At 67.3% G+C, this 25,449-nt stretch carries 31 protein-coding genes and 1 tRNA gene; 6 read left to right on the plus strand and 26 right to left on the minus strand.

Annotation, left to right across the window (positions count from 1 at the left end; translation table 11 throughout):
• The first annotated feature begins 73 nt into the window (after positions 1 to 73).
• Together phaC and PSV00_RS05095 are read left to right on the plus strand one after the other, a co-directional pair.
• A complete protein-coding gene (phaC, locus tag PSV00_RS05090) occupies positions 74 to 2,035 on the plus strand; it encodes a class I poly(R)-hydroxyalkanoic acid synthase (RefSeq protein WP_300445417.1) in 1,962 nt (653 codons plus the stop codon).
• Positions 2,032 to 2,409: a hypothetical protein gene (locus PSV00_RS05095; RefSeq protein ID WP_300445418.1), complete on the plus strand. Its 378-nt coding sequence runs from the start codon at positions 2,032 to 2,034 to the stop codon at positions 2,407 to 2,409. Before phaC ends, PSV00_RS05095 begins: the two co-directional genes overlap by 4 nt.
• On the opposite strand, the gene msrB is transcribed toward PSV00_RS05095, so the two are convergent.
• The 5 genes from msrB to rplM form a co-directional block, all read right to left on the minus strand.
• Positions 2,397 to 2,897, minus strand: a complete 501-nt coding sequence (msrB, locus tag PSV00_RS05100) for a peptide-methionine (R)-S-oxide reductase MsrB (RefSeq protein WP_300445419.1) — start codon at positions 2,895 to 2,897, stop codon at positions 2,397 to 2,399. The two genes, PSV00_RS05095 and msrB, sit on opposite strands and share 13 nt — an antisense overlap.
• A gap of 179 nt (positions 2,898 to 3,076) precedes the next feature.
• Entirely contained in the window at positions 3,077 to 4,009 is a 933-nt protein-coding gene (gene argC / locus PSV00_RS05105) for an N-acetyl-gamma-glutamyl-phosphate reductase (protein ID WP_300445420.1), read from the minus strand.
• Positions 4,006 to 4,521, minus strand: coding sequence for a hypothetical protein (locus PSV00_RS05110; RefSeq protein ID WP_300445421.1), 516 nt, complete (start codon positions 4,519 to 4,521; stop codon positions 4,006 to 4,008). The genes argC and PSV00_RS05110 overlap by 4 nt, the downstream gene beginning before the upstream one ends.
• A gap of 71 nt (positions 4,522 to 4,592) precedes the next feature.
• Positions 4,593 to 5,093: a 30S ribosomal protein S9 gene (rpsI, locus tag PSV00_RS05115; protein ID WP_300445422.1), complete on the minus strand. Its 501-nt coding sequence runs from the start codon at positions 5,091 to 5,093 to the stop codon at positions 4,593 to 4,595.
• Between the two features lie 2 nt (positions 5,094 to 5,095).
• A complete protein-coding gene (rplM, locus tag PSV00_RS05120; protein ID WP_300445423.1) occupies positions 5,096 to 5,572 on the minus strand; it encodes a 50S ribosomal protein L13 in 477 nt (158 codons plus the stop codon).
• Positions 5,573 to 5,850: 278 nt separating this feature from the next.
• Between rplM and PSV00_RS05125 the strand changes: the two genes are divergently transcribed.
• Positions 5,851 to 7,263: an alkaline phosphatase PhoX gene (locus PSV00_RS05125; protein ID WP_300445424.1), complete on the plus strand. Its 1,413-nt coding sequence runs from the start codon at positions 5,851 to 5,853 to the stop codon at positions 7,261 to 7,263.
• On the opposite strand, the gene PSV00_RS05130 is transcribed toward PSV00_RS05125, so the two are convergent.
• The gene (locus PSV00_RS05130) at positions 7,232 to 8,296 is read right to left on the minus strand and encodes a COX15/CtaA family protein (RefSeq protein ID WP_300445425.1); all 1,065 of its coding nucleotides are present in this window, start codon (positions 8,294 to 8,296) and stop codon (positions 7,232 to 7,234) included. The genes PSV00_RS05125 and PSV00_RS05130 overlap by 32 nt on opposite strands.
• Positions 8,297 to 8,433: 137 nt before the next feature.
• Here PSV00_RS05130 and PSV00_RS05135 point away from each other — a divergent pair, with 137 nt between their 5' ends.
• Both PSV00_RS05135 and PSV00_RS05140 read left to right on the plus strand, forming a co-directional pair.
• Positions 8,434 to 8,685, plus strand: a complete 252-nt coding sequence (locus PSV00_RS05135; RefSeq protein ID WP_300445426.1) for a transglycosylase — start codon at positions 8,434 to 8,436, stop codon at positions 8,683 to 8,685.
• Positions 8,685 to 8,891, plus strand: a complete 207-nt coding sequence (locus tag PSV00_RS05140) for a DUF2842 domain-containing protein (protein WP_300445427.1) — start codon at positions 8,685 to 8,687, stop codon at positions 8,889 to 8,891. The genes PSV00_RS05135 and PSV00_RS05140 overlap by 1 nt, the downstream gene beginning before the upstream one ends.
• A 68-nt stretch (positions 8,892 to 8,959) precedes the next feature.
• Here the strand turns inward: PSV00_RS05140 and PSV00_RS05145 are convergent, their stop codons facing one another.
• The 8 genes from PSV00_RS05145 to PSV00_RS05180 all read right to left on the minus strand — a co-directional run bounded on the left by PSV00_RS05145 (position 8,960) and on the right by PSV00_RS05180 (position 14,306).
• Positions 8,960 to 9,919, minus strand: coding sequence for an FkbM family methyltransferase (locus tag PSV00_RS05145; RefSeq protein ID WP_300445428.1), 960 nt, complete (start codon positions 9,917 to 9,919; stop codon positions 8,960 to 8,962).
• Positions 9,920 to 10,141: 222 nt separating this feature from the next.
• Positions 10,142 to 10,218 (minus strand) — tRNA-Pro (locus tag PSV00_RS05150).
• A gap of 60 nt (positions 10,219 to 10,278) precedes the next feature.
• The gene (locus PSV00_RS05155; RefSeq protein ID WP_300445429.1) at positions 10,279 to 10,710 is read right to left on the minus strand and encodes a MerR family transcriptional regulator; all 432 of its coding nucleotides are present in this window, start codon (positions 10,708 to 10,710) and stop codon (positions 10,279 to 10,281) included.
• A gap of 4 nt (positions 10,711 to 10,714) precedes the next feature.
• Complete coding sequence (locus PSV00_RS05160) at positions 10,715 to 11,023, minus strand: integration host factor subunit alpha (protein ID WP_300445430.1); 309 nt, start codon at positions 11,021 to 11,023, stop codon at positions 10,715 to 10,717.
• A gap of 78 nt (positions 11,024 to 11,101) precedes the next feature.
• On the minus strand, positions 11,102 to 12,079 hold the full coding sequence (locus tag PSV00_RS05165) for a beta-ketoacyl-ACP synthase III (protein WP_300445431.1): 978 nt from the start codon (positions 12,077 to 12,079) through the stop codon (positions 11,102 to 11,104).
• Positions 12,079 to 13,161 carry a phosphate acyltransferase PlsX gene (plsX, locus tag PSV00_RS05170; RefSeq protein ID WP_300445432.1) on the minus strand — a complete coding sequence of 361 codons (1,083 nt, stop codon included), beginning with the start codon at positions 13,159 to 13,161 and terminating at the stop codon, positions 12,079 to 12,081. Before plsX ends, PSV00_RS05165 begins: the two co-directional genes overlap by 1 nt.
• A 96-nt stretch (positions 13,162 to 13,257) precedes the next feature.
• The gene (locus PSV00_RS05175; protein ID WP_300445433.1) at positions 13,258 to 13,782 is read right to left on the minus strand and encodes a DUF177 domain-containing protein; all 525 of its coding nucleotides are present in this window, start codon (positions 13,780 to 13,782) and stop codon (positions 13,258 to 13,260) included.
• Positions 13,779 to 14,306, minus strand: coding sequence for a ubiquinol-cytochrome C chaperone family protein (locus tag PSV00_RS05180; RefSeq protein WP_300445434.1), 528 nt, complete (start codon positions 14,304 to 14,306; stop codon positions 13,779 to 13,781). Before PSV00_RS05180 ends, PSV00_RS05175 begins: the two co-directional genes overlap by 4 nt.
• Positions 14,307 to 14,395: 89 nt before the next feature.
• Between PSV00_RS05180 and bamE the strand changes: the two genes are divergently transcribed.
• Entirely contained in the window at positions 14,396 to 14,887 is a 492-nt protein-coding gene (gene bamE / locus PSV00_RS05185) for an outer membrane protein assembly factor BamE (protein ID WP_300445435.1), read from the plus strand.
• A 120-nt stretch (positions 14,888 to 15,007) separates the two neighbouring features.
• Here the strand turns inward: bamE and PSV00_RS05190 are convergent, their stop codons facing one another.
• The 12 genes from PSV00_RS05190 to hemA all read right to left on the minus strand — a co-directional run bounded on the left by PSV00_RS05190 (position 15,008) and on the right by hemA (position 25,345).
• A complete protein-coding gene (locus tag PSV00_RS05190) occupies positions 15,008 to 17,155 on the minus strand; it encodes a sodium-translocating pyrophosphatase (protein WP_300445436.1) in 2,148 nt (715 codons plus the stop codon).
• Positions 17,156 to 17,332: 177 nt separating this feature from the next.
• Positions 17,333 to 17,758, minus strand: coding sequence for a hypothetical protein (locus PSV00_RS05195; RefSeq protein WP_300445437.1), 426 nt, complete (start codon positions 17,756 to 17,758; stop codon positions 17,333 to 17,335).
• 40 nt (positions 17,759 to 17,798) lie between these two features.
• Positions 17,799 to 18,788 (minus strand): thiamine-phosphate kinase, encoded by a 990-nt coding sequence (thiL, locus tag PSV00_RS05200; RefSeq protein ID WP_300445438.1) that lies wholly within the window; start codon positions 18,786 to 18,788, stop codon positions 17,799 to 17,801.
• Positions 18,775 to 19,299 (minus strand): transcription antitermination factor NusB, encoded by a 525-nt coding sequence (gene nusB, locus PSV00_RS05205; protein ID WP_300445439.1) that lies wholly within the window; start codon positions 19,297 to 19,299, stop codon positions 18,775 to 18,777. Before nusB ends, thiL begins: the two co-directional genes overlap by 14 nt.
• Complete coding sequence (gene ribH / locus PSV00_RS05210; protein WP_300445522.1) at positions 19,296 to 19,757, minus strand: 6,7-dimethyl-8-ribityllumazine synthase; 462 nt, start codon at positions 19,755 to 19,757, stop codon at positions 19,296 to 19,298. Before ribH ends, nusB begins: the two co-directional genes overlap by 4 nt.
• Positions 19,754 to 20,887 carry a 3,4-dihydroxy-2-butanone-4-phosphate synthase gene (ribB, locus tag PSV00_RS05215; RefSeq protein WP_300445440.1) on the minus strand — a complete coding sequence of 378 codons (1,134 nt, stop codon included), beginning with the start codon at positions 20,885 to 20,887 and terminating at the stop codon, positions 19,754 to 19,756. The genes ribH and ribB overlap by 4 nt, the downstream gene beginning before the upstream one ends.
• Positions 20,887 to 21,477 carry a riboflavin synthase gene (locus PSV00_RS05220; protein WP_300445441.1) on the minus strand — a complete coding sequence of 197 codons (591 nt, stop codon included), beginning with the start codon at positions 21,475 to 21,477 and terminating at the stop codon, positions 20,887 to 20,889. The genes ribB and PSV00_RS05220 overlap by 1 nt, the downstream gene beginning before the upstream one ends.
• On the minus strand, positions 21,478 to 22,104 hold the full coding sequence (locus PSV00_RS05225) for a RibD family protein (protein ID WP_300445442.1): 627 nt from the start codon (positions 22,102 to 22,104) through the stop codon (positions 21,478 to 21,480).
• A complete protein-coding gene (gene nrdR, locus PSV00_RS05230) occupies positions 22,104 to 22,571 on the minus strand; it encodes a transcriptional regulator NrdR (protein WP_300445443.1) in 468 nt (155 codons plus the stop codon). Before nrdR ends, PSV00_RS05225 begins: the two co-directional genes overlap by 1 nt.
• A gap of 6 nt (positions 22,572 to 22,577) precedes the next feature.
• Entirely contained in the window at positions 22,578 to 23,864 is a 1,287-nt protein-coding gene (gene glyA / locus PSV00_RS05235; RefSeq protein WP_300445444.1) for a serine hydroxymethyltransferase, read from the minus strand.
• 72 nt (positions 23,865 to 23,936) lie between these two features.
• Complete coding sequence (locus PSV00_RS05240) at positions 23,937 to 24,119, minus strand: hypothetical protein (protein WP_300445445.1); 183 nt, start codon at positions 24,117 to 24,119, stop codon at positions 23,937 to 23,939.
• The gene (gene hemA, locus PSV00_RS05245; protein ID WP_300445446.1) at positions 24,119 to 25,345 is read right to left on the minus strand and encodes a 5-aminolevulinate synthase; all 1,227 of its coding nucleotides are present in this window, start codon (positions 25,343 to 25,345) and stop codon (positions 24,119 to 24,121) included. Before hemA ends, PSV00_RS05240 begins: the two co-directional genes overlap by 1 nt.
• Between the last annotated feature and the right edge of the window lie 104 nt (positions 25,346 to 25,449).

The raw sequence follows: 25,449 nt of genomic DNA on the forward strand, positions 1-25,449 counted from the left end.
CCATGATCGGGAGCGGCGGAAGGGCGGTGCCGCCGCCCTGTGACCGCAAGTGACGAATCCAGGGACTCCGACCATGGCCAAGCGCCCGTCAAAGCCCACCGGCGAGGCTGCCGCCGCTCCGGCGCGCGCGCCGCGCAAGGCCGGTCGCCCGACGTCGGCCCGGCCGCGCGCCGCGGCGGCGAAAAAGCCTGCAGTCGAGACCCCGGTCCCCGAATCGGCGGCTCCCGAAACCCCGCATACGGCCGTCGATCCCGTCGCCGATCTGGCTGCCGACCAGCGCCGGATGATCGAAACCCTGTCGATGAACCTGGCCCGGGCGGCGATGACCGCCCAGACCGCGATCGCCGAGGCCGCGCTCAGCAAGGCGGACCGCCCGGCCGCCCTGTCGGCGGATCCGTTCAACATCGGCCCGGCCATGACCGAGGTCATGTCCAGCCTGGCTTCGCGCCCGGACCGGCTGTTCGCGGCCCAGGCCGACCTGTTCGGTCGTTACATGACCCTGTGGTCCGACACCGCCCGCCGCGCCGCCGGCGAGGAGGTCCCGGCCCCGCCGTCGAAGGACAAGCGGTTCAAGGATCCGGCCTGGTCGGAAAACCCGATGTTCGACGTGATGCGTCAGTCGTATCTGGCCACGTCCGACTGGATGAACGGCCTCGTCTCCAGCGTCGAGGATGTCGATCCGCGCACGCGCCGCCGGGCCGAGTTCTTCACCAAGCTGCTGACCGACGCCTTCTCGCCGTCCAACTTCCTCGCCTCCAATCCGGCGGCGCTGAAGGCCATGGCCGAGAGCAATGGCGAATCCCTGGTCAAGGGGATGCAGAATTTCGCCGCCGACATGGAGCGCGGGGCCGGCAAGCTGAAGATCAGCCAGGCCGACTACGGCCAGTTTGTCGTCGGCGAGAATGTCGCCACCGCCCCCGGCCAGGTGGTCTGGCGCGACGAGCTGTTCGAACTGATCCAGTTCGACGCCGCCACCGACCAGCAGCGCGCCATCCCGCTGCTGATCTTCCCGCCGTGGATCAACAAATTCTACATCCTGGACCTGCAGCCGCAGAATTCGATGATCCGCTGGCTCTCGGCCCAGGGCTTCACCGTCTTCGTCTGTTCCTGGGTCAATCCGGACAAGGACAAGGCGGCCTGGGGCTTCGACGACTATCTGGAAAAGGGCATCTACCGCGCCACCGAAAAAGTCATGGAACAGTGCGGCACCGACCGGTTGAACACCGTCGGCTACTGCATCGGCGGCACATTGATGGGCGCGGCCCTGGCCCATATGGCGGCCAGGGGCGACAAGCGGGTCAATGCCACCACCTTCTTCGCCGCCCAGCATGATTTCGCCGAGGCCGGCGATCTGTTGCTGTTCACCGACGAGCACTGGCTCAACGAGATCGAGAAGATGATGGACGCGGCGGGCGGGATCCTGCCGGGGGCCTCGATGGCCGACACCTTCAACGCGCTGCGCTCCAACGACCTGATCTGGTCGTTCTTCGTCAGCAACTATCTGATGGGCAAGTCGCCGCCTGCCTTCGACCTGCTGTTCTGGAACGCCGACCAGACCCGCATGCCCAAGCGGCTGCACATGGACTATCTGCGCAGCATGTACGGCAAGAACCTGCTGGCAAAAGGCGAGTTCACCATCGGTGGCGAAACGGTCGACCTGACCAAGGTCACCATCCCCCTGTATTTCCAGGCCAGCCGCGAGGACCATATCGCGCCGATGAATTCGGTCTATCGCTCGGCCCGGGCCTTTGCGAATGCCGACGTGACCCTGACCCTGGCCGGGTCGGGCCATATCGCCGGGGTCATCAATCCGCCCTCGGCCAACAAATACCAGCACTGGACCAACCCTGCCCTGCCCGCGACCCTGGAAGAGTGGCAGGCCGGGGCGGTCGAGCACCCGGGCAGCTGGTGGCCGCACTGGGCGGCATGGCTGCATGAACGATCCGGCGACCAGGTCGCGGCGCGCGATCCGAAAAAGGGCCCGCTGAAGCCGATCGAACCGGCCCCGGGCAGCTATGTGAAGGTGAAGAGTTGACGCGTATCGAACCGAACCTGCTGCTGGCCCTGACCACGGGCGTGGCCGTGGCCCTGCTGGTCACCACCGCGGCCGTGTTCGGCGAGCCGGGACGTGCCCTGAAATACCTCGTCCTCGCCGTGGTCGTGCCGGTGTCCTATGTGGTGCTGAACGGTCTGTGGAGCCGCCGCATGAAGCTGCAGCGGCCACCGATGGTTCATGCCGAGGCGGCCACCACCGCCGTCTGGGCCAGCCTGTTCCCGCTGCTGGTCATCCTGGCCGCCGGTGTGCCCCTGGTGTTCCCGGGGCATGACTACGGCCTGCTGGTGATCATCGCCGCCGTCTGGCTGGGTGTCACCGTGGAATCGGCCCTGAAGGCCCGTCAGGCGGGCTGAAAACGCAGCGCCACGCCGTTGTTGCAATAGCGTTTTCCGGTCGGCCGCGGCCCGTCATCGAAGATGTGACCCTGATGGCCCAGGCAGCGGGCGCAGTGATATTCGGTGCGCGGGATGCCGATGGCGAAATCGCGCTTGGTGCCGATATTGGCGGCGATGACGTCGTAGAAGCTGGGCCAGCCGGTGCCGGAGTCGTATTTCCAGCGCGAGCGGAACAGCGGCAGGTCACAACCCCGGCAGACGAAGGTGCCGCGCCGGTGCTCGTCGTTCAGCGGACTGGTGTAGGGCCGTTCGGTCGCCTCGCGTCGCAGCACGTTGAAACTGGCCGCCGGCAGGCGTTCGCGCCATTGGGCCTCGGTCAGCCGCCGGAACGGCGAGTCGGCATATTGCCGCTCGGACGCGTCGGCCACGCCGGGTGAACAGGCCGACAGGGCCAGCGCGCCGGCGCTGGACAGCAGGGTGCGACGGTGCAGGACGATCTGGGTCATGTCCCATATACGATGGAAAGCGCCGGGTGGTTTCACCCCCCACAGATTCCGGGCATCCCCGCGGAGGCGGGGACCCAGGCGTTAGCCTCTTTGCGGGTGGTTGGATTGCGACCGGTGGGTCTGACCCGTCTCTTTGCCGTTCAAACCTGGGTCCCCGCCTCCGCGGGAATGAACGGATATCAGTCCAGCCCGGCGTCTTCCCTGAGCCCCAGCATCAGGTTCAGGTTCTGCACCGCCGCGCCCGAGGCCCCCTTGCCCAGGTTGTCGAGCAGGGCCACCAGCCGCGCCTGGCCGCCGTCGCGGTCGCCGAACACATGCAGCCGCATCGTATTGGTGCCGTTCAACCCCTCGGGATCGATCCCGGTCATGGCCTCGGTCTCGTCCAGATCGACGACCTCGACGAATCGGGTCCGGGCATAGGCCTCGACCAGGGCTCCGTGCAGCCGTTCAATCGACGGCGTCTCGGGCAGGGCCGACAGATGCAGCGGCACCTCGACCAGCATGCCCTGGCGATAGTTGCCGACCGCCGGGGCGAACAGGACCGGCCGTTCCAGCCCGGCGTGTTTCGTCATCTCCGGCACGTGCTTGTGCTTCAGCGACAGGCCGTAGGCGCGGAAGGCGTCGGCCTGGCCACCCTCGAATTCCGCGATCATCGCCTTGCCGCCGCCGGAATAGCCCGACACCGCATTGACCGTGACCGGCCAGTCGGTCGGCACCAGCCCGGCCTGCACCAGCGGTCGCATCAGGCCGATGAAGCCGGTCGGATAGCAGCCGGGGTTTGACACCCGGGTCGCGAAGGCGATGGCCTCGCGCTGGCGCAGGCCCATCTCGGCGAAGCCATAGACCCAGCCCGGCGCGACGCGATAGGCGGTCGAGGCGTCGATGACCCGCACTTTGGGATTGTCGATCATGGCCACGGCGTCGATCGCCGCGTCATCGGGCAGGCACAGGATCACCGCATCGGCGCTGTTCAGCGCCTCGCGCCGTGCGTCCAGATCGCGCCGCCGGTCGCCCAGCAGGATCAGCTCCAGATCCGGGCGGGCTTCCAGCCGCTCGCGGATTTCGAGGCCCGTGGTGCCGGCCTCGCCGTCGATGAAGATGGTGTGGGTCATGGGGATACCGTCATAAGGCGATCCTCACCAAGGTTCATCAGCGCTTCGTCAAGACTGGCTGCGCGGACCTCCGTGCGGCTGGTGTCGAAGCGTTCCGTCGCGATGGAGCCCTGATAGGCGTGGACGAGAATGCCAACCGATTTCAATTTCATGCCGTAGAGCAGGTCCAACAGAATGGCGCGCCACAGATTGATCGAATCGAGCGGCTCAAAAGGTTTCTTCTCCGACGCCTCGGTCGCCGCAGCCATCGCTCGCCCAATCTTCGCCTCGGACCAGCCATTGCGTCGGAGCGCGGCGGCCCGGTCAACCGGCTCCTTGGGTGGCAGCGTCGGGGCGAACACGGTGCCGCAGTCGCAGGTGCTCGTGGACAGATACTGATACTCACCGGGTGTCAGGATCGCTTCGATCGACACGTTGCGGCTGGCCAGAGCCCGCCGACCGTGCGTGCGCATTCGTGCGTCGAGAGCCGCTACGTCATCCGTTGAGGCCACAAGGGTGATGAAATGGCACATCCCCAAACTCCAAAAGAAAAAGGGCGCTCCGGTTTCCCGGAGCGCCCCCAATCCATAACCGATGAAACGGTTTAGCGCTTCGAGAACTGGAAGGATTTGCGAGCCTTGGCCCGGCCGTACTTCTTGCGCTCGACGACGCGGCTGTCGCGGGTCAGGAAGCCATGCGGCTTCAGGACCTTGCGCAGTTCCGGTTCGAAATGCGTCAGGGCGTGCGACAGGCCGTGGCGGATGGCGCCGGCCTGGCCGGACAGGCCCGAACCCTCGACGGTGCAGACCACGTCATACTGGGTCTCACGGTCGGCGACGGTCAGCGGCTGGGCGATCATCATGCGCAGGATTTCGCGGGCGAAATACTGCAGCTGATCCTTGCCGTTGATGGTGATCTTGCCGGTGCCGCGCTGAACCCAGACGCGGGCGATGGCGTTCTTGCGCTTGCCGGTCGAATAGGCGCGACCCTGGGCGTCCAGCTTCTGGACATAGACGGGGGCGTCGTTCGAGCCGTCCGAGGTGCCGAGGCCCTGCAGGGCGTCGAAACCGGTCGCGGCCGGGGCTTCGTTGGTGACGTCGGTCATTCTCAGACGCTCCGGGTGTTCTTGGAGTTCATCGACTTGAAGTCGACGGTCTCGGGCGATTGGGCTTCGTGGGTGTGGCTCGGACCGGAGAACAGACGCAGATGGGTCATCTGGGCGCGGGCCAGGGGGCTTTCCTTGGGCAGCATGCGCTCGACGGCCTTCTCGAGCACGCGCTCGGGGAAGCGGCCGTTCAGGACCTTCTCGGGCGTGGTCGACTTGATGCCGCCCGGGTGACCGGTGTGGCGATAGTAGATCTTGTCGGTCAGCTTCTTGCCGGTGAAGACCACCTTGTCGGCGTTGACGACGATGACATGGTCACCGCTGTCGACGTGGGGGGTGAAGTCCGGGCGGTGCTTGCCGCGCAGACGCATGGCGATGAATGTTGCGAGACGACCGACCACGACGCCTTCGGCGTCGATGACAATCCATTTCTTCACAACGTCGGCCGGCTTCAACGCAGCCGTAGTGCTCTTCAGCATGACGTGGGGTTCCTGGGAGACGAACGGTGTGGCCCGGACCGAAGGTGGAACGAGCGGAAGGCGCGCTGATAGAGGATGGATCGGTTCCGGTCAATGCAGGTTGTGGACCAGCAATGAGCAGAGCGTGTTGATTATAAACGGAAAACGGTAAACGGTATTAAAATACCGCACGAATTCCGTCCAGCCTGCGACCTTTCGGTGCCTGAAGCGTCACAGAACCATGATGACGACCCCGGATGCCGGAGGCATAAGCCGGTTCCAGTTTACCGGAGTCCACCATGCGTCTGCACCGCCGCGGCCTGCTCACCACCGGGGCTGCCGCCCTCGCCTTCACCGGCCTGGCGCGTCAGGCCCGCGCCGCCGCTGATCCGGCCGCCGAAACCTATATCAACGAGGTCGAGGGCTATGGCCCGCTGGTCGCCGACCCCAACAAGCTGCTCGACCTGCCGGAAGGCTTTTCCTACCGCGTCATCTCGCAGGGCGGAGAGACGATGGACGACGGCCTGCTGGTGCCCGGCCAGTTCGACGGCATGGGTTGTTTCGCCCTCGAGGGCAGCCGCGTCGCCCTGGTCCGCAACCACGAACTGAAAGGCTCGTCCGCCCTGCACCGCAACTGGGGCCCCGGCGGCTACCATCAGGAGCGGATCGGACTGCTGGACGTCGAGCGGGCCTATGACACCTACAAGGACGGTCGCCCCCTGCCCGGCGGCACCACCACCGTGATCTATGACATGGCCACGGGCGAGACGGTCCGCCAGCACCTCAGCCTGGCCGGCACCAGCACCAACTGCGCCGGCGGCATCACCCCCTGGGGCTCGTGGCTGTCGTGCGAGGAGACCGAGGAGAAGCCGGACAACGCCGATGTGACCCGGGCCCACGGCTATGTGTTCGAGGTCCCGGCCACGGCTACCGGTCTGGTCGACCCTGTGCCGCTGAAGGCCATGGGGCGCTTCGACCACGAGGCCGTCTGCGTCGATCCCCGCACCGGCATCCTCTATATGACCGAGGACAAGGTCGACGGCCTGTTCTACCGCTTCATCCCCGCCACCCGCGGCAGGCTGATCGACGGCGGCAGGCTGCAGGCCATGGCCTTCCGCGACGCGCGCGGCGCGGACTCCTCGAACAATGACGACCGGCTCTGGTCGGTCGGCGACTGGCGCGAGGTGGTCTGGATCGACATGGAGGACGTCGACAGCCCGAACGATGACCTGCGCAAGCGCGGTCACGCGGCCGGCGCGACCCTGGTCTCGCGCGGCGAGGGCCTGCACTGGGGCGACGGCGAGATGTATCTGACGGCGACCTCGGGCGGGCCGATCCAGCGCGGCCAGATCCTGCGTTACGTCCCCTCCCGCTTCGAGGGGAACCTGGGCGAGCGCCTGCGCCCGGGCCGGATCCAGCTGTTCGTGGAATCCACGGACGAGAAGGTGATGAACATGGGCGACAACATCATCGTCGCGCCCTGGGGTCATCTGATCGTCTGCGAGGACAACTATTCCAGCGAGATCCGCAACCACCTGAGGGGCGTCACCCCGGACGGCAAACTCTACACGATCGGCCGCAACGTCTTCCTGGGCAATTCCGAATTCGCCGGGGCGGTGTTCTCGCCCGACGGCGGCACCCTGTTCGTCAACATCCAGTACCCGGGCATCACCCTGGCGATCACAGGCCCTTGGGACGCCATCCGGACGTAAAGATCCGCGCCTGCGACCGTCGGACCAGCCACAGGTTGACGGTCGCTGCGCACAGCACGACCACGGCCCCCGCCTGATGTAGCGCGCCCAGCCACAGCGGCACCCCGTGCATCAGGGTGGCGATGCCCAGGGCGGCCTGCAGCCACAGGGTGGCCGCCACGACATAGGCCGAGGCTCCCAGGCCGTCGACCAGCCGCCCGCGCCATACAAGAACAGCATAGGCGGTCCCGGCGACCAGCAGGCCATAGGCCCAGATCCGGTGATCAAACTGGATCAGGGCCTGGTCATGCAGGAAGGCCAAAGCCCCTTTTGACCAGTCGACCGGGGCCAGGATCGCCCCGTTCATCAGCGGCCAGTCGGTATAGACGAAGCCGGCCTTGCCCCCGGCCACCAGTCCGCCCAGCAGGCATTGGAAAAACACGGCCGCCAGCAGCAGGGCCGCCGCGCGGCTCCAGCCGACGGGAGGGCGGGAATTGTGGAACCCGGCCCGGGCTTCCAGCCCGGTCCAGACCAGGCCCATGAACAGCAGCAGGGCCAGGCCCAGGTGAATGGTCAGCCGTTCGGGGGCGACATCGACCCGGTCGACCAGGCCGCTGGACACCATCCACCAGCCGATCAGGCCCTGGAGTCCGCCCAGGCCGAGCAGCAGGCCGCAGCGCCAGATCAGCCGCCGGGGGATCCACCCCAGCACCAGGAAGATGGCGAAGGGTACGGCGAAGGCCACGCCGACCAGCCGCCCCAGCAGCCGGTGCGACCATTCCCACCAGAAGATGCCCTGGAACTCGGCCAGGCTCATGCCGGCATTGACCTGGGTATATTGCGGAATGGCCTTGTAGCGGGCGAAGGCGTCGGCCCAGTCGGCCGCGTTCATCGGCGGCAGGGCCCCGATCAACGGCTTCCATTCGGTGATCGACAGGCCTGAGCCGCTCAGACGGGTGATCCCGCCGACCACGACCATGGCAAAAACCAGGGCGGCGCAGGCGAAAAGCCAGATCGCCACCGCCCGGTTCCGGTCACTGTCAAAACGCTTCATTCGACGCCCGCTGTTCCGCCCGATACAATGTCCGGCGCGCCAACCAGCGCGCCGGGACACGGGCGGTATGCCCGCCTCTCGTGGCCAGATCGAGTCGCAATCGACGGACGTGTCGTCGCAACCAGGAGAGACCCCCGGTGGAATACGCCGATATCATCGTCGCGGTCGTCGGGGCCCTTGTCCTGGCCTGGATCGCCGACCAGCTGACCGGCCGTCGCGGCCTGTTCGCCACCCTGCTGGTGTCCGGCGTCGGGGCCCTGTGTGGCTGGTTCCTGGCCGTGCGCGTGTTTGCCGTCGGCACGATGGACGGCTGGGTCTGGGTCGTCGCCGCCATGGCCGCCTCGGCGGTGGCCCTGTTCGGCTTCTTCCTGTTCCGGAACAAGCGCTGATGCCGCCGCGCCTGCGCCGCCTCGTCGCCGCCGTCGGCGTTCTGGCCTTTCTCACCGTCTACATCTGGGCCGTGATCAGTATCGGCGATTACCTGCCCAGGGCCTGGTGGATTGATCTTCTGTTCTACGGTGTCGCGGGCACGGCCTGGGGCCTGCCCCTGATCCCCCTGCTGCGCTGGGCCGAACAGGGCGGTCGCCGCAAATAGGCACCGCCTCCTGGTGGCAGCCCGTTCCGATCGGCTCACCGGCCTGATCAGGCCACGGCCGCTCTGGTTCAGCCCCGGGCTTGGGCCGGGATCAGGACCACATTGACCGGGTCCGGCCCGTCAAGGCTTGCCGGATGCTCGACCCGGTCGCCGACGGTGCCGTTCTCCAGGCTATGGATCCGGTATCCCAGATCCGTGATCAGATCGGCATAGCCGGCGACATCCATATTGCAGACCTGGCGCAGGCCTGGCCCGAAGACCTCGCTGAGAATCACCGGGCGGTCGCGCGCGAGCAGGGCCCGGGCCCCGTTCAGGACCAGGGGCTCGGCTCCTTCCACATCAAGTTTGATGAGGCTGACGGGGGCGTCGATGGACAGGCTGTCGAGGGTCGCCATCTCGACGGCCTCGCTGGTCATGCCGTCGAAGACGTCGCCGTCATCCCGGGCCAGCCGGAAACCGCCGAGGTTGCTCGACGTCTCGCTGCCCAGAAGCCGGGTCATGCCATCCTGGGCCCCCAGGGCGAGCCGGTGCAGGGTCACCCGACTGTCGAAGCCGTTTTCGCGGATGGACAGGTCCAGCAGGCTCGCCGTCGCGGCCCGCGGCTCGAAGGCATGAACATGACCGGTCGGACCGACCCGCTCGGCGGCGCGAATGGCGAACCAGCCCACATTGGCCCCGATGTCCAGGAAGCGGTCGCCGGGTTGCAGATGGGACAGGATGAAGCGCGTCTCGGACGGTTCATAGTCGCCCGCCAGGCAGCCGAGCGAAACGTGGCGGTCGGCCAGGTCGATCCAGAGACGCAGCCGGTCCTCGATCAGGGTGCAGACCGGCTTGGTGTGCCGAAAGACCAGCGCACCATCGGCCTGGCTACGGCGGTACTCGGGCGACTCAAGCATGTTGGCGAACAATTCGTCCAGGGTGAGATGTCCCCCCGCCAGGGCATTCAGGGCGGACTGACGCCCGGCGTCGTCCGGCTCGCGCCCCAGGATGCCGCGATAGGCACCGTCGATGATGGCTTCGATCAGCATGGTCCGGTCCCGTCCTGGCCCCCGTCCGCCGCGATAACGAGAATCGCGCGGTGCCGCTCAGGAGCGGCTGGCCGCAGGTTCGGCCATGGGGGGCGGTCAATGCAATGCTTTCCCGCGCCCGCTCCTGGCGGCGCGATGGGCAAATGCGCGGCCCAGCGCGCCCAATTGCAAAGGGGCCGCTCGAAAGCGACCCCTTCAACCAACCGATTTTCTTTACGAAAATGGTCGGAGCGACAGGATTCGAACCTGCGACCCCTTGACCCCCAGTCAAGTGCGCTACCAGGCTGCGCCACGCTCCGAGAGGCGGCTCTATAGCCGGGGGCTGGCCCGCCCGCAAACCCAAAAGCGGGCTTTTGTGTTCAACGGTCCAGAACAGCCTCAAGCCGCATCCGCGCGCCCTCGATTTCAGCCAGCACCGTCTGCAGCCGAACCGGGTTGGTGTCCCCGGCCGACGGGAGCGACCCGCTGTCGTCGAGCCCGGCCTCATCCAGGGCGGACGGACTGAAGCTGACGCCGGCATCCGGATCGCCAAAGGCGGCCAGCTTCTGGACACCCAGCTCGCGATGCAGGCGCTGGACGCCCTTGATGGTCAGGCCCTCGTCATGCAGCAGACGGCGCACCGCCTTCAGCAGCGCGATGTCCTGCGGCCGGTAGAAGCGCCGCCCCCCGGCCCGCTTGAGCGGACTGACGAAGGTGAATTTGGTTTCCCAGAAGCGCAGCACATGTTGCGGCGCGCCGATGTCGTCGGCGGCTTCCGAAATGGTGCGAAAGGCGTTGGGGCCCTTGGCCATGGGGTCAGGCCTTGACGACCGCGTCGTGAACCCGGCCCTTCATGATCTGCGAGGCCCGGAAGCTGATCACCCGGCGCGGGTTGATCGCCGCCGGTTCGCCGGTCTTGGGATTGCGGCCCATCCGGGCCCGCTTCTCGCGCACCTGGAAGACGCCGAAGCCCGACAGTTTCACCGTCTCGCCGCGTTCCAGCGACTCGACGATCAGTTCCAGCGTGCGCTCGACCAGGGTCGAACACTCCTGACGCGACAGGCCGACCTCGTCATGCACGGCTTCGCAAAGATCCGCGCGGGTCAGGGTATGGTGATCGCTCATGGCTGGTTTCCCCCTGCCAAACAGTCCCTCGCACCATCAAAGAGCAAGCGCGATCAAATGGAAAGGGGCAAATGCACGTTACAGGCGAAGCGCGCATGCTCCCCAGGTCAGCCCGCCGCCCATGGCCTCCATCAGCACCAGGTCACCCCGCTTGATACGGCCGTCACGGATCGCCGCATCCAGCGCCAGCGGAATCGAGGCCGCCGAGGTATTGGCGTGGGTGGCGACGGTCGAGATGACCTTGTTCTCGTCCAGGCCCAGCCGGTCGCCGACGCCCTTGATGATGCGCTGGTTGGCCTGGTGCGGCACAAACCAGTCGACGTCGGCGATCTCGATATTGGCGGCCTTGGCCGCGGCGGTGATGGCCTCGGCGATATTGACCACGGCATGGCGGAACACCTGGTTGCCGGACATGCGCAGATGGCCGACCGCCCCCGTCGTCGCCGGGCCGCCGTCGACATACAGCAGGTCGGACTTGCTGCCGTCGCAGCGCAGGGCAAAGCCCAGCAGGCCCTGGTCGGCCTTGGTCCCCTGCCCCTCGCGCGGCTCGACCACCACGGCCCCGGCTCCGTCGCCGAACAGGACGCAGGTCGTGCGGTCGTTCCAGTCCATCAGCCGGGTCATTTCCTCGGCCCCGATGACCAGGGCGCATCTGGCCAGGCCACGGGCGACGAAGCCGTCGGCCACGCTCAGGGCATAGACGAAGCCCGAACAGACGGCCTGGACGTCAAAGGCCGGACAGACACCCACACCCAGCTTGTGCTGCACGATCGCGGCCGTGGCCGGAAACGTCATGTCCGGCGTGGTCGTGGCGACCACGATCAGATCGACATCGGCGGCCGTGCGCCCGGCGTCGGCCAGGGCCTTGCGGGCCGCCTCGACCGCCAGATCACTGGTCGGCTGGTCGTCGCGGGCCCTGTGGCGCTGGCGGATGCCGGTCCGCTCGACGATCCACTCATCGGAGGTGTCGACGAATTTGGACAGGTCGGCATTGGTGACGATGGTTTCGGGCAGATAGGAGCCGACGCCGGTCACGGCGCTGCGGATAACGCTCACTACAGACTCTCCCCGGCGGGATCGCTATCCGGCGCCGTTACAGGTGGTTGTTCAAGCACGGTGACGAGCCGCTGCAGGCTGACACTGACCTTGGTCATATAATCACTGCGGGCCAGATCGACCGCGGTGCGGATGGCATTGCCGAATCCCTTGGCGTCGGCCCCGCCGTGGCTCTTCACGACAATGCCGTTCAGGCCCAGCAACGGACCGCCGTTGATGGCGCTGGGGTCGATCTTCTGCCTCATCTTCTGCAGGGCCGGCAGGGCGATCAGCGCGCCCAGCTTGGCCTGAAGGCTGGAGGTCAGGGCCTCCTTCATCAGGGTCGAGATGAACCGGGCCACGCCCTCGGCCGTCTTCAGGGCGATATTGCCGGTAAAGCCGTCGGTGACGATGACGTCGACCGTGCCCCTGGCGATGTCGGTGCCCTCGACGAAGCCGCGATAGTCCAGGTCCAGCCCGCCGTCGCGCAGGATGGCGTGGGCCTCACGAACGTCGTCATGGCCCTTCATGTCTTCGGAGCCGACATTGAGCAGACCGATCGTCGGCCGGGCGACGCCGTGTACGGCGGCGTGGAAGGCCTCGCCCATGATGGCGAACTCGACCAGCTGCTCGGCGTCACACTGGATATTGGCCCCGACGTCCAGCACGGCGGTGACGCCACGCGAGGTCGGCCAGCTGGCGACGATGGCGGGGCGTTCCAGTCCCGGAGCCGCCATCCGCAGCAGCAGTTTGGAAATCGCCATCAGCGCCCCGGTATTGCCGGCCGAGACGACGGCCCCGGCCTCACCGGCCTTGACCGCCTCAATGGCGTTCCACAGGCTCGAGCCCTTGCCCCGACGCATCGCCTGGGCCGGCTTCTCGTCCATGGCCACCACCTTGTCGGTATGGCGAATGTCGCAGACCTCGTCCGTCAGGTGGCAGCGTTTCATTTCCGCGCTGATCGCCGCCTCGTCGCCGTGCAGCAGGAACCGCACGCCCTCCCCGCCATGGCGCTGGCGATAGTCACGAATGCCGGCGACCACGACGGCGGGACCGAAGTCCCCGCCCATGGCGTCGAGCGAGATCAGAACAGGGGATGCCAAGTGGAATTCGACTCCGTCGCGCCGTGTGCTGCGGCACCGGCAAGGGCGGCTGACGATAGCGCCGCTCGGGGGGGATGCAACCGGCTCGCCGTCGCGTCAACCTTGCTCGGGCGGGGTCCTGGTCTGAAGGGCCTTCAGAACGGCGAACGGCGACACCTCGGCCGGCTCCTCCGGCTGGACGAACTCGGCCCCCGGCTTGCGCGGGAACGGGTCGAGGCACAGGGCCAGCTGCTCGACCGCATACTGGCCGAGGTCGACGCGGCCGTCCTCGATCAGGTCGGGCGAATCATCCTCGACGGTGATGACAATCTCGTCGGTATCGGGCTCGACGGCTTCGCTCAGCGTGATCGAAAACGCCGAATCGATTTCCACCGGCAGGGGCTCCAGTGACAGGCCGCAGGTCTGGACCGCGCTGGCCTTGACCCGTCCCGACAGTCGCCAGCCCTCGGCCGCCGGCTTGAGGCTGATATCGGCGACAAAGGCATCCAGCGAGGCCAGGTCCAGCGCCCGGGCGATCCGCGCGCGGGCCGCGACGTCGGGTTCCAGGGTGCGCGTCACCCCGCCGGGGATCTGGTTCAGGCGGACCGGGACGCTGAAAGGAAGCTCGGGCAGGACGCTCATGCTGAAATCTCCGCCCATTCGGGCTCCCGGACCACGGCCGTGAAATCCTGGCCGGCCAGGCATGCGCGGCTGGCAATCGCGTAACGGGCCAGGGCGGCGGCGGCGGCCCCGTCATCATGACCATAGACGTTGCGGGCCAGGCCGGCGGCCAGGGCGTCAGGGTCGGCGGCCCGCAACGGGGCCTCATAGGCGGCCATCCGGCCGTAGAGCGACTCGCCCAGCTTGCGCATCTTCTTGCCCACGGACACGTCGCCGACGCCCAGTTCGCGCAGCGTGTTGTCCAGGGCTGAAACATAGGTGTCGAACAGGACCTGGGCGGCCTCGCCGCCACGGTCGCCATCGTCGCGCAGGCGCAGGACCAGCAGCAGGACATGCAGGGTATAGAGTTCAAACCGTGCATCGATCCGATCCTCCACCCCCAGGCGGGTGTAGAAGTCCGGGCGACGGGCCTGGGTCACGGCCAGGGCATACAGGGCGTCGCCATCGACGGCGGCCGGGCGGGATCGGAGCAAATTCTTGAGCATGATATTACGGCCCCTTTTCTGCCGCGCCGTTGAACTAGGACGCGGGTCCGGTTAGGTCAAAGACCTTGTTCTGTCACAGGCTCCTGCATATGCCCCGTTTGACGCCGTTTTCCACCGCCCGACTGCTCGCCCTCGTCTCGATGGCGGCCCTGGCCACGGCCTGCGCCCCGACTATCGGAGTCAATGGATTCCAGAACGTTGACGTCAAGCCGACCGACATCGTCGCGGGGACCGACACCAAGGAAACCGTGATCGCCCGGCTGGGCAGTCCGTCGACCACCTCGACCTTCGAGGGCGACAGCATCTGGTACTACATCAGCCAGACGACCGAAAAATACACCTACAACCTGCCGCAGGTCACCCAGCGCAGCGTGACCGAGATCGTCTTCAACGACGCCGAACAGGTCGCCTCGGTCCGGACCCTGGGTCTCGAGGACGGCCAGGACCTGGACATGCAGCGCCGCGAGACCCCGACGCGGGGCCGTGAGCTGACCATCATGGAACAGCTGCTCGGCAACGTCGGCCGCGGCCAGCTGCCCCAGACCGACGAGAACCAGCCGGGCCAGCGCCGCCCCGACTAGGGAGCCGGCCGGCATCCAGACAGACAGACGCCCCGGAGATTGCTCTCCGGGGCGTCTTTCGTTTCGGTGGAAACCGGAAGAACCGGTCCGCGCCCCGGGCAGGACCCGGGGCGCGTACGATCAGACGATCTTGCCGCTCGCCAGCACCGCCAGCAGCAGCAGGGCGACGATGTTGGTGATCTTGATCATCGGGTTCACCGCCGGGCCGGAGGTGTCCTTGTAGGGATCCCCGACCGTGTCGCCGGTGACGGCGGCCTTGTGGGCTTCGGAGCCCTTGCCGTGGACGACGCCGTTCTTGTCGGTGAATCCTTCCTCGATCACCTTCTTGGCATTGTCCCAGGCCCCGCCGCCGGAGGTCATCGAGATGGCCACGAACAGGCCGGTGACGATCACGCCCATCAGCATGGCCCCGAGCGCGGCAAAGGCGGTGGCCTTGTCCGAGATCGACAGCACGGCGACGAACAGGACGATCGGCGACAGCACCGGCAGCAGGCTGGGCACGATCATCTCCTTGATCGCGGCCTTGGTCAGGATGTCGACCGCCCGCCCGTACTCCGGCTTGACCTCATAGGTCATGATGCCGGGGTTCTCGCGGAACTGACGCCGGACCTCGGCCACCACGGCCTCGGCGGCGCGCCCGACGGCCATCATCGACATGCCGCCGAACAGGAAGGGCAGTAGCCCCCCGAACAGCAGGCCGACGACGACATACGGATTGGTCAGGCCGAAATCGATCTCGCCCATATTGGCGAAGAACGGATATTCCGCAGCGTTGGCGGCGAAATACTGCAGGTCCGACGTATAGGCGGCGAACAGCACCAGCGCGCCGAGGCCCGCCGAACCGATCGCATAGCCCTTGGTCACGGCCTTGGTGGTGTTGCCGACCGCGTCGAGGGCGTCGGTGACGTGACGGACGTCCGCGGGCAGGCCCGCCATCTCGGCGATGCCGCCGGCGTTGTCGGTGACCGGGCCGAAGGCGTCCAGGGCGACGATCATCCCCGCCACACCCAGCATGGTGGTGGTGGCGATGGCGATGCCGAACAGACCCGCCAGCTGGAAGCTGACGATGATGCCGACGATGATGGTCAGGGCCGGAAGGGCGGTCGACTCAAGCGAGACGGCCAGGCCCTGGATGACATTGGTGCCGTGGCCCGAGACCGAGGCATTGGCCACCGAACGGACCGGGCGGAAATTCGACCCGGTATAGTATTCGGTGATCACCACGATGGCCGCGGTGACGCCCAGACCGACCATGCCGGACCAGAACAGGCTCATCGGTTCGATGACCAGACCGTTGTTGGTCGTGATCGCGCCGGTGACCAGCCTGTCGATGACGACATAGACGGCGATCGCCGACAGGATGCCGGTGACGATCAGACCCTGGTACAGGGCCCCCATGATGTTCTGGCTCTTGCCCAGACGGACGAAGAAGCTGCCGATGATCGAGGTCAGGATACAGATGCCGCAGATGGCCAGCGGCAGCAGCATCATCACGTCGACATAGGGCTGGCCGCGGAAGAAGATCGCCGCCAGCACCATGGTGGCGACCGTGGTCACCGCATAGGTCTCGAACAGGTCGGCGGCCATGCCGGCGCAGTCACCGACATTGTCACCGACGTTGTCGGCGATGGTCGCGGCATTGCGGGGGTCATCCTCGGGGATACCGGCCTCGACCTTGCCGACCATGTCGCCGCCGACGTCCGCACCCTTGGTGAAGATACCGCCGCCGAGACGGGCGAAGATCGAGATCAGCGAGGCCCCGAAGCCGAGGGCGACGAGGCCGTCGATGACCTCACGACCCGTGCGGTCCAGACCCAGACCTTCGGTCAGGATGCCGTAGTAGCCGGCGACGCCCAGCAGGGCACCGCCCGCCACGAACATGCCGGTGATGGCCCCGGAGCGGAAGGCCAGGTCCAGACCCTTGGACAGGCTCTCGGACGCGGCCTGGGCCGTGCGCACATTGGCGCGGACCGAGATCAGCATGCCCGCGAAGCCTGCGAGGCCCGACAGGACCGCACCGATCACGAAGCCGACGGCGGCATAGACGCCGATCAGGAGGTAGGCGGCGATCAGGATGACCACCCCGACCATGGCGATGGTCGTATATTGCCGCCGCAGGTAGGCGGACGCGCCCTCCTGGATCGCGGCGGCGATCTCCTGCATCTTCTCGTTGCCGGTGCTGGCCTTCATCAGCGAGGCGGTCTGGACGGCACCGAAGAGCACGCCGAGCGCCCCCGCTGCGATGACCAGCCATAGGTATGACGTCATGGCGTTTCGTTTCCCTGTGCAAACATGGCGCCCGGACCCTTGGCGCGGTGGGGCGTTTTCGCCTCTCTCCGCCTTCCGGTCCCCCCGTGCGCAACGGACGCGACAATGCGTCCATGGGGAATTGCGGCGGAAAGTTGCCAAATGCGCCGGTCAGACGCAACAACGGTTTTTACAGGGTCAGCCGGCCGGGGTGCGGGTCCGGTGGCGGGGGACCTGGCTGAACACCTCGACCCGGGTCACCGCCCCGCGTCCTACCAGGGTCGTGGCCGACCGCATCAGGCTCGCGGACAGGGCCGCAACGTCGATCACATTCCAGTCGTCCGCGACCGTGAAGGGGGTTCGGTAGGCCGCCCGGGTCAGGGCGTCCCGCAGATAGGGCTCCTTCGTCCGGACCCGTTCCGCCGTCTGGCCGCGGCCGAGATGCAGGCGCAGCGTGACGAAGATGTAGTTGCGAACTCGACCCCCGGCGATGATCGGCAGGCCCACACCGGCAACCGCGAGCGGCGCGGAGTCCGTCGGTGATTCGTTCTCCGAGGCCAGGGCCACAGACGGCGCGGCGGCTGCCACGGCAACGGTTCCGGCAATGAGATCACGACGACGCATGACCACATCATGGCGACGATCCCTTAGGATTCCGTTGCGCTCAGCCGTGGGTCCAGCCCGGCTGGCCGACGGCGACGACCCTGCCGCCCGAACGCACCGTGACGCCGGTCCCGGCGACGACCCGGCCGATGGTCGTCAGCCGCAGATGCTGGCGTTCAGCCGCGCGGCGCAGGTTGTCCTCGTCGCCGGCGCGGGCTGTGAAGGCGATCTCGTAGTCATCGCCCCCGGTCGCCAGTTGGACCCGGGCGTCCTCCGGGTCGACCCGGCCGTCCAGCCACGCCAGACCGGCGGCCGACACCGGCAGGGTGCCGAGATCGATCTGCAGCGCCACCCCGCTGGCGACGGCGAGGTGGCCGAGGTCGGCGACCAGACCGTCCGAAACGTCGATGGCGGCGGTGGCCAGGTCGCGGATCTGTTCGGCAAAGGCCACCCGCGGCATCGGTGTACGATAGTGATCGACCAGGGCCCTGATCCGCCCGGGTTCCAGCGACAGCATCCCCCTGACGGCCTGCAGCCCCAGAAAGCCGTCGCCGATCGCCCCGGTGACCAGAACGACATCCCCGGGTCGGGCCCCGTCGCGGCCGACGGTCCGGCCCCTGGGCGTCCAGCCCAGCATCGTCAGGGAGAAACTGGCCGGGCCGGAGGTGGCGACCGTGTCCCCGCCCAGCAGGGCGACGTCGAATTCGGTCTGGTCGTGTTTCAGACCGGCGGCGAAGGCCTCGCGTTCGGGCCAGCCGCAGCGGGTCGACCAGAAACAGCCCAGCAGATAGCCGAACGGCTCGGCCCCCTTGGCGGCCAGGTCGGACAGGTTCACCCGCAGCAGCTTCTGCGCCACCGTATCCATCGGGTCTTCGGGCAGGAAATGAACGCCCTCGACGATCGAGTCCTTGGTCAGGACCAGATCGTATCCGGCCCGGGACGGCACGACAGCGACATCGTCCAGCAGGTTCCGGCCCCATTCAGGATGGGCCAGCGGCGCGAGCAGCCGCCGGATGGTCTCGAATTCTCCGGCGACATCAACCGAGGGCATCACGCGCCACGCCGTCGAGCGCCGCGTTCACGAATTTCGCCTCGGCGTCGTCGAAGAAGGCCTTGGCCAGTTCGACATATTCGTCGATGACGATTTCGCGCGGCACATCACGCCTCTCGCGGAGTTCCCAGGCTCCGGCCCGCAGCAGGGCACGCAGGGTCGAATCCAGCCGCTCCATGCGCCAGTTGGACGCCAGTCGGGCCTTGATCGCCGCATCGATGTCGCGCTGGCCGCCGATCACCCCGCGCACGATCTCCTGGAAATAGTCCTCGTCAGCCTCGGCCATGACCTCGCCCTCCAGGTCGGAGTCGAAGCGGTGGGACAGGAATTCGGTGATCACTGTGTCGACGCCCTCCCCGGCCAGTTCCATCTGGTACAGGGCCTGGACGGCGGCCAGGCGGGCGACCGTGCGGGCACGACGCTGGCGCGAGGTGAGATGCGGCTCGGCGCGCTGCTTTTGCGCTTCGGCCAGCTGGGCGATGACGGCCTGGATGCTGTTGGGTTCGGTCACGACGCCAGTCCTACGCGCAGGCGCTTCTTCAACGCAATGAGATCCAGACAGGCACGCGCCGCGCCGCCACCCTTGTCGCCCTCGCTGAGCCGCGCCCGGGCCCAGGCCTGGGCTTCGTCCTCGACGGTCAGGATGCCGTTGCCGATCAGCAGTCCCTTGATGCCCAGCTGGCACAGACCGGCCGCTGACTGATCCGAAACGATCTCGAAATGATAGGTCTCGCCGCGGATCACACAGCCCAGGGCCACATAGCCGTCATAGCGCGGGGCGGTCGGATAGCGACCGGCCTCTTCGGCGAGGGCGATGGCGGTCGGGATTTCCAGCGCGCCGGGCACGGTGACGACATCGAATCGCGCCCCGCGGGCCGTCAGGGCATTCTTCGCCCCCTCCAGAAGGGCGTCGGCCAGATCATCATAATAGCGCGCCTCGACGATCAGGACGCGGTCAGGTTCGGTCAGGATTGGTCTTCTCCGTCCATGTCACGCCAGCCGACGATGCGCAGGCCATAGCCTTCCAGCGCGGTCGGTGACGGTCGGGTCGAGCTCATCACGATCATGTCCCGCACGCCGAGGTCCAGCAGGATCTGGGCCCCGACGCCATAGTTGCGGATCGACCGGTCGGCCGAGGCGGGCTTTTTCACACCGGACAGCCGCTCTTCCAGACCATGCAGCTCCGGATCACGCAGGAAGACGGTGACCCCGGCCCCGTCATGGGCGCTGATCGCCTTCAGGGCCAGCGGCACATAGTCCTGGCGGGCCTCGACATGGCCCAGCAGGTCGGCGGCGAAATCCACCTGGTGCATCCGCACCAGGGTCGGCCTGGCCGGGTCGATCTTGCCGCTGACCAGGGCGACATGCTCGACCCCCTCGATGGCATTGCGGAACAGCATCAGGCGGAACGGGCCGCCGTGGACACTCTCGAACGGCGTATCCATGACCCGCTCGACCAGTCGTTCGGTGCGGCGGCGATAGGCGATCAGGTCGGCGATGGTGCCGATCTTCAGCCCGTGCAGCTGGGCAAAGGCCACCAGATCCGGCATCCGCGCCATGGTGCCGTCGTCATTCATGATCTCGCAGATCACCCCGGCCGGGGTCAGGCCGGCCATCCGGCTGATGTCGACGGCGGCCTCGGTATGGCCGGTGCGGACCAGCACCCCGCCGTCGCGCGCGACCAGCGGAAAGACATGGCCGGGCGAGACGATGTCGTCGGCACCCCGGGTCGGGTCGGCGGCGACCTGGACGGTGCGCGCGCGGTCGGCGGCCGAGATGCCGGTCGTCACCCCCTCCTTCGCCTCGATCGAGACGGTGAAGGCCGTGCCCATGCTCTCGCGATTCTCGGCGGCCATCGGCGGCAGGCGCAGCTGGCGGGCGCGCTCGCTTGTGATGGCCAGGCAGATCAGGCCGCGCGCGTGGCGGGCCATGAAATTGATCTGGTCCGGCGTGGCGAACTGGGCCGGAATGATGATGTCGCCCTCATTCTCCCGGTCCTCGGCATCGACGAGGATATAGGGTTTGCCGTTACGGGCATCCTCGAGGATGTCCTCGATCGGGCTGATGGGGCTGTCGTTGTGGTTGGCGGCGGTTTGCATCACGCGGTCTCCTGCCACCGCGCGAGGTATCGCGCCAGCATGTCGATCTCGATATTGACCGGATCGCCGGCCTTCAGCGTCCCAAGGGTGGTCGCCGTCCAGGTATGGGGGATGATGTTCAGGCCGAATTCCCGGCCCTCGACCGTGTTCACCGTCAGCGACACCCCGTCGATGGTGATCGAGCCCTTGGCGGCGATATAGCGGTGCAACGGGGCCGGGGCCGCGATCGTCAGCCGGTGCGACCCGCCCTCCGGCGTGATCGCCACCACCCGGCCCAGACCGTCGACATGGCCCGAGACGATATGACCGCCCAGTTCGTCGCCCAGTTTCGCGGCCCGCTCCAGATTGACCCGTGTTCCGGCCTGCCACTCGCCCAGGGTCGTCTTCGACAGGGTCTCGCCCGAGACCTCGACCGCGAACCAGCCGGGCCCGGTCTCGACCACGGTCAGGCAGCAGCCCGCGTGGCTGACCGAGGCCCCCAGATCCAGCGTCGCCGTGTCCCAGGCGGTCTCGATCTCATAGCGGCGATCCCGCGCGGTCTGGCTGACCGCGCGAACCCTGCCGATGTCAGTGACGATGCCGGTGAACATTCAGACCCTCTCGTAACGTTCCCACAGGTCGTCACCGCAGGGTTCAACCGCAAGGCGCCGAAAGGCCGGTGCGTCGGAAAGTCGGGCCAGGGCCAGGCCGGCGACACAGGCGCGACCGTCGCCGCCCAGCAGAATCGGGGCCCGGAACCACTCCAGTGCATCGACCAGACCGGCGGCGATGAAGGAGGCCGCGACCTCGCCGCCGCCCTCGATCATCAGCATGCCGATGCCGCGCCGCTTCAGGGCCGCCAGAACCGCCTTCGGGGACGGTCGGCCGTCCGGGGCCTCGACCCGCTCAACCTCAGCCTCGCCGACCGGCGACGGCTCGGCCGCCGTCAGGATCAGGGTGTTGGTCCCGGCGATCCGGGCCGTGGCCGGGGTGCGCAACCGGCTGTCCAGCACCACCCGCAGCGGCTGGTCGACCGGCCGCCCCGGCAGACGCACCGTCAGTTCGGGGTCGTCGGCCAGCACGGTCCCGACCCCGACCAGCACGGCGTCATGGGCGGCGCGCAGCCGGTGTCCGGCCTGACGGGCGGGCTCACCGGTGATCCAGCGGCTCTCGCCGGACGCCGTGGCGATGCGACCGTCCAGCGACGTCGCCAATTTCAGGGTAACGCGCGATCGCATCAGCTGCGACCGGGCTCATCCAGCCCTTCGTCGCCGAGGAATTTGGCGAAATCGCCGGTGTGGCGGAAATCCTTGTAGACCGAGGCGTAGCGGACATAGGCCACTTCATCGACGCCCTTCAGCGCCTTCATGATGAAGTCACCGACGGTGCTGGACGGAATCTCGGTCTCACCCAGGCTTTCCAGCTGTCGCACGATACGACTGACCAGCTGTTCGATCTGCTCCGGCTGCACCGGCCGCTTGCGCAGGGCGATACCCAGCGACCGCTCCAGCTTGTCACGGTCGAACGGGGTCCGCCGCCCGTTGCGCTTCAGGATCATCAGCTCGCGCAGCTGCACCCGCTCAAAGGTGGTGAAACGCCCGTTGCAGTTGGGGCAGGACCGGCGACGGCGGATGGCCGCACCGTCATCCGACGGGCGGCTGTCCTTCACCTGGGTATCCTGATGGCCGCAGAAGGGGCATTTCATCGGCGTCTATCCATAGATCGGGAAGCGACGGGTCAGGGCCCGCACCTCGTCGGCGACCCGGGCCTGGACGGTGGCGTCGGCTTCGTCCGTGCCCTGCATGGAGTCGATCACATCGGCGATCCAGTGGCCGACCTGCTGGAACTCGGCGATGCCGAAGCCGCGCGTCGTCCCCGCCGGGGTCCCGAGCCGCACGCCCGAGGTCACCGTGAAGGGGGCCGTGTCGAACGGCACGCCGTTCTTGTTGCAGGTCATCAGGGCGTGCTCCAGGGCCGCCTCGGTCGCCTTGCCGGTCACACCCTTGGGCCGCAGGTCGACCAGCATCAGATGGCTGTCGGTGCCGCCCGAGACGATGGCCAGACCCCGCTCCTCCAGCACCCTGGCCAGGGCCCGGGCATTGTCGACGACCTGTTGCGCATAGAGTTTGAACTCGGGCTTCAGCGCCTCGCCGAAGGCCACGGCCTTGGCGGCGATCACATGCTCCAGCGGTCCGCCCTGCAGGCCGGGGAAGACGGCGGAATTGATCTTCTTGGCGATGTCGCCGTCATTGGTCAGCACCATGCCGCCGCGTGGGCCCCGCAGGGTCTTGTGGGTGGTGGTGGTGGTGACATGGGCGTGAGCGACCGGATCCGGATAGGCTCCACCGGCGATCAGGCCTGCGTAATGGGCCATGTCGACCATCAGATACGCCCCGACGCTGTCGGCGATCTCGCGGAAGCGTTTGAAATCGATGTGTCGGCTGTAGGCCGAGGCCCCGGCCACGATCAGCTTGGGCTTTTCCGCCTCGGCCATCGCCTGGACGTGGTCGTAGTCGATCAGGTGGTCGTCTTCCTTGACCTTGTAGGTCACCGGCCGGAACCATTTGCCCGACTGGTTGGCCGGGCTGCCGTGGGTCAGGTGGCCGCCGCAGGCCAGGTCCATGCCCAGGAAGGTGTCACCAGGCTGCAGCAGGGCCATGAACACCGCCTGGTTGGCCTGGGCCCCCGAGTGCGGCTGCACATTGGCGAAGCCCGCGCCGAACAGTTCCTTGGCCCGCTCGCGCGCCAGGTTCTCGGTGACGTCGACATATTCGCAGCCGCCATAGTAGCGGCGGCCGGGATAGCCCTCGGCGTATTTGTTGGTCAGGACCGACCCCTGGGCCTCCAGCACCGCCTTCGAGACGATGTTTTCCGAGGCGATCAGCTCGATCTGTTCCTTCTGGCGGCCGAGTTCGCCGGCGATGCCGCGCGCGATCTCCGGATCGGCCTCGGCCAGGCCGCGCGAGAAATAGGCGTCATGGACGAAGGGTACGGTCACGGCAGGGCTCACGGCTGGATGTGGAAGGCGATATATCTAGGCCGTGGCGCGTCCGGCCACAACATCTGGTGGTCAGCCCGCGGCCATGGCCCGTTTCAGCTTGGCGATGGCCAGACGCTCGACCGCCTTGGGCTCGGCCGCCGGGCCAACGGCGCAGACCTCGCGCCCGGTGGCGACGTGGATGGCCGAAACCTTCAGATACAGACCGTTGCGGACCTTCTCGAGGATGATCCCGCCAATGTCCGGCTGGCTCATCAGGCGGCGACAGGCCTGCGCGCCACATTGCAGTGGGTCCACAGCCGGTCCATCGCCCTGACCAGATCGTCCATCATCGCATCGGTATGGTTCGGCGACGGGGTGAAGCGCAGCCGCTCGGTGCCCTTGGGCACGGTCGGATAGTTGATCGGCTGGACATAGACGCCGTGCTCTTCCAGCAGCATGTCCGAGATCAGCTTGCAGTGGACCGGATCGCCGACGTGCACCGGTACGATATGGCTCTCGCTGGGCAGCACCGGGATGCCGGCGGCGGCGAAGCGCGACTTCAGGGTGGCGGCGCGTTCCTGGTGGGCGACGCGCAGCTCCGGGCTGGCCTTCAGATGGCGCACCGAGGCCAGGGCTCCGGCGGTCAGGGCCGGCGGCAGGCTGGTGGTGAAGATGAAGCCCGCGGCCCAGCTGCGCACGGCGTCGATGATCATGGCGTCGGCGGCGATATAGCCCCCCATCACGCCGATGGCCTTGCCCAGGGTGCATTCGACGATGTCGATCCCGTCCAGCACTCCGTCGCGCTCGGCCACGCCGGCCCCGGTCGCGCCGTACAGGCCGACGGCGTGGACCTCGTCCAGATAGGTCATGGCCCCGTATTGCTTCGCCAGGGCGATGGTCCCGGTCAGGTCGGCGATGTCGCCGTCCATCGAATAGACGCTCTCGAAGGCGATCAATTTGGGTGCCTCGGCCGGCGCGTCGCGCAGCAGGCGTTCCAGGTGCACCAGATCGTTGTGGGCATAGATGTGCCGCTCGCAACCGCCGTTGCGGATGCCCGCGATCATCGAGGCGTGGTTCAGCGAGTCGGAGAAGATGATTAGGCCCGGCAGGATGCGCTGCAGGGTCGTCAGGGTCGCCTCATTGGCCACATAGCCCGAGGTGAACAGCAGCGCCGCTTCCTTCTGGTGCCAGGCGGCCAGTTCGACCTCCAGGTCGACGGCCGACCGGGTCGTGCCCGAGATGTTGCGCGTCCCGCCCGATCCGGCACCGACACGGTCGATCTCGGCCTGCATGGCCTCCACCACGGCCGGATGCTGGCCCATGCCCAGATAGTCGTTCGAGCACCAGATGACGACGTCCTGCTCGGATCCGTCCTCGCGGCGACGGGTCGCCATCGGGAATTGACCGCGCACGCGCTTGATGTCGGCGAAGACGCGGTAGCGCCCCTCGCTCTTGACCTGCTCGACGGCGGTCTCGAATGCAGCCTTGTAGTCGTACAAGATGACAGCTCTTTTCCGCTCCGGGCGCTACATGATTCGCCCGGAAAGACGATCGCGTATTGCGCCGATTGGCTTCGTCTGTCCACGCAAACGCACGGACAAAT

This window comes from Brevundimonas sp. (assembly GCF_029945885.1).
GTDB lineage: Bacteria > Pseudomonadota > Alphaproteobacteria > Caulobacterales > Caulobacteraceae > Brevundimonas.

Bases quoted from the DNA above. Each gene is read 5' to 3' on its own strand.
- PSV00_RS05175 (WP_300445433.1), bottom strand. From the start codon at position 13,782: ATGAGCGTCCTGCCCGAGCTTCCTTTCAGCGTCCCGGTCCGCCTGAAC.
- PSV00_RS05125 (WP_300445424.1), top strand. From the start codon at position 5,851: ATGCGTCTGCACCGCCGCGGCCTGCTCACCACCGGGGCTGCCGCCCTC.
- PSV00_RS05180 (WP_300445434.1), bottom strand. From the start codon at position 14,306: ATGCTCAAGAATTTGCTCCGATCCCGCCCGGCCGCCGTCGATGGCGAC.
- PSV00_RS05130 (WP_300445425.1), bottom strand. From the start codon at position 8,296: ATGAAGCGTTTTGACAGTGACCGGAACCGGGCGGTGGCGATCTGGCTT.
- PSV00_RS05155 (WP_300445429.1), bottom strand. From the start codon at position 10,710: ATGGCCAAGGGCCCCAACGCCTTTCGCACCATTTCGGAAGCCGCCGAC.
- argC (WP_300445420.1), bottom strand. From the start codon at position 4,009: ATGACCCACACCATCTTCATCGACGGCGAGGCCGGCACCACGGGCCTC.
- phaC (WP_300445417.1), top strand. From the start codon at position 74: ATGGCCAAGCGCCCGTCAAAGCCCACCGGCGAGGCTGCCGCCGCTCCG.
- rpsI (WP_300445422.1), bottom strand. From the start codon at position 5,093: ATGACCGACGTCACCAACGAAGCCCCGGCCGCGACCGGTTTCGACGCC.
- PSV00_RS05145 (WP_300445428.1), bottom strand. From the start codon at position 9,919: ATGCTGATCGAAGCCATCATCGACGGTGCCTATCGCGGCATCCTGGGG.
- PSV00_RS05110 (WP_300445421.1), bottom strand. From the start codon at position 4,521: ATGTGCCATTTCATCACCCTTGTGGCCTCAACGGATGACGTAGCGGCT.
- bamE (WP_300445435.1), top strand. From the start codon at position 14,396: ATGCCCCGTTTGACGCCGTTTTCCACCGCCCGACTGCTCGCCCTCGTC.
- PSV00_RS05190 (WP_300445436.1), bottom strand. From the start codon at position 17,155: ATGACGTCATACCTATGGCTGGTCATCGCAGCGGGGGCGCTCGGCGTG.
- msrB (WP_300445419.1), bottom strand. From the start codon at position 2,897: ATGACCCAGATCGTCCTGCACCGTCGCACCCTGCTGTCCAGCGCCGGC.
- nrdR (WP_300445443.1), bottom strand. From the start codon at position 22,571: ATGAAATGCCCCTTCTGCGGCCATCAGGATACCCAGGTGAAGGACAGC.
- ribB (WP_300445440.1), bottom strand. From the start codon at position 20,887: ATGCAAACCGCCGCCAACCACAACGACAGCCCCATCAGCCCGATCGAG.
- PSV00_RS05160 (WP_300445430.1), bottom strand. From the start codon at position 11,023: ATGAGCGATCACCATACCCTGACCCGCGCGGATCTTTGCGAAGCCGTG.
- rplM (WP_300445423.1), bottom strand. From the start codon at position 5,572: ATGCTGAAGAGCACTACGGCTGCGTTGAAGCCGGCCGACGTTGTGAAG.
- thiL (WP_300445438.1), bottom strand. From the start codon at position 18,788: ATGCCCTCGGTTGATGTCGCCGGAGAATTCGAGACCATCCGGCGGCTG.
- PSV00_RS05240 (WP_300445445.1), bottom strand. From the start codon at position 24,119: ATGAGCCAGCCGGACATTGGCGGGATCATCCTCGAGAAGGTCCGCAAC.
- PSV00_RS05220 (WP_300445441.1), bottom strand. From the start codon at position 21,477: ATGTTCACCGGCATCGTCACTGACATCGGCAGGGTTCGCGCGGTCAGC.
- PSV00_RS05140 (WP_300445427.1), top strand. From the start codon at position 8,685: ATGCCGCCGCGCCTGCGCCGCCTCGTCGCCGCCGTCGGCGTTCTGGCC.
- PSV00_RS05225 (WP_300445442.1), bottom strand. From the start codon at position 22,104: ATGCGATCGCGCGTTACCCTGAAATTGGCGACGTCGCTGGACGGTCGC.
- PSV00_RS05195 (WP_300445437.1), bottom strand. From the start codon at position 17,758: ATGCGTCGTCGTGATCTCATTGCCGGAACCGTTGCCGTGGCAGCCGCC.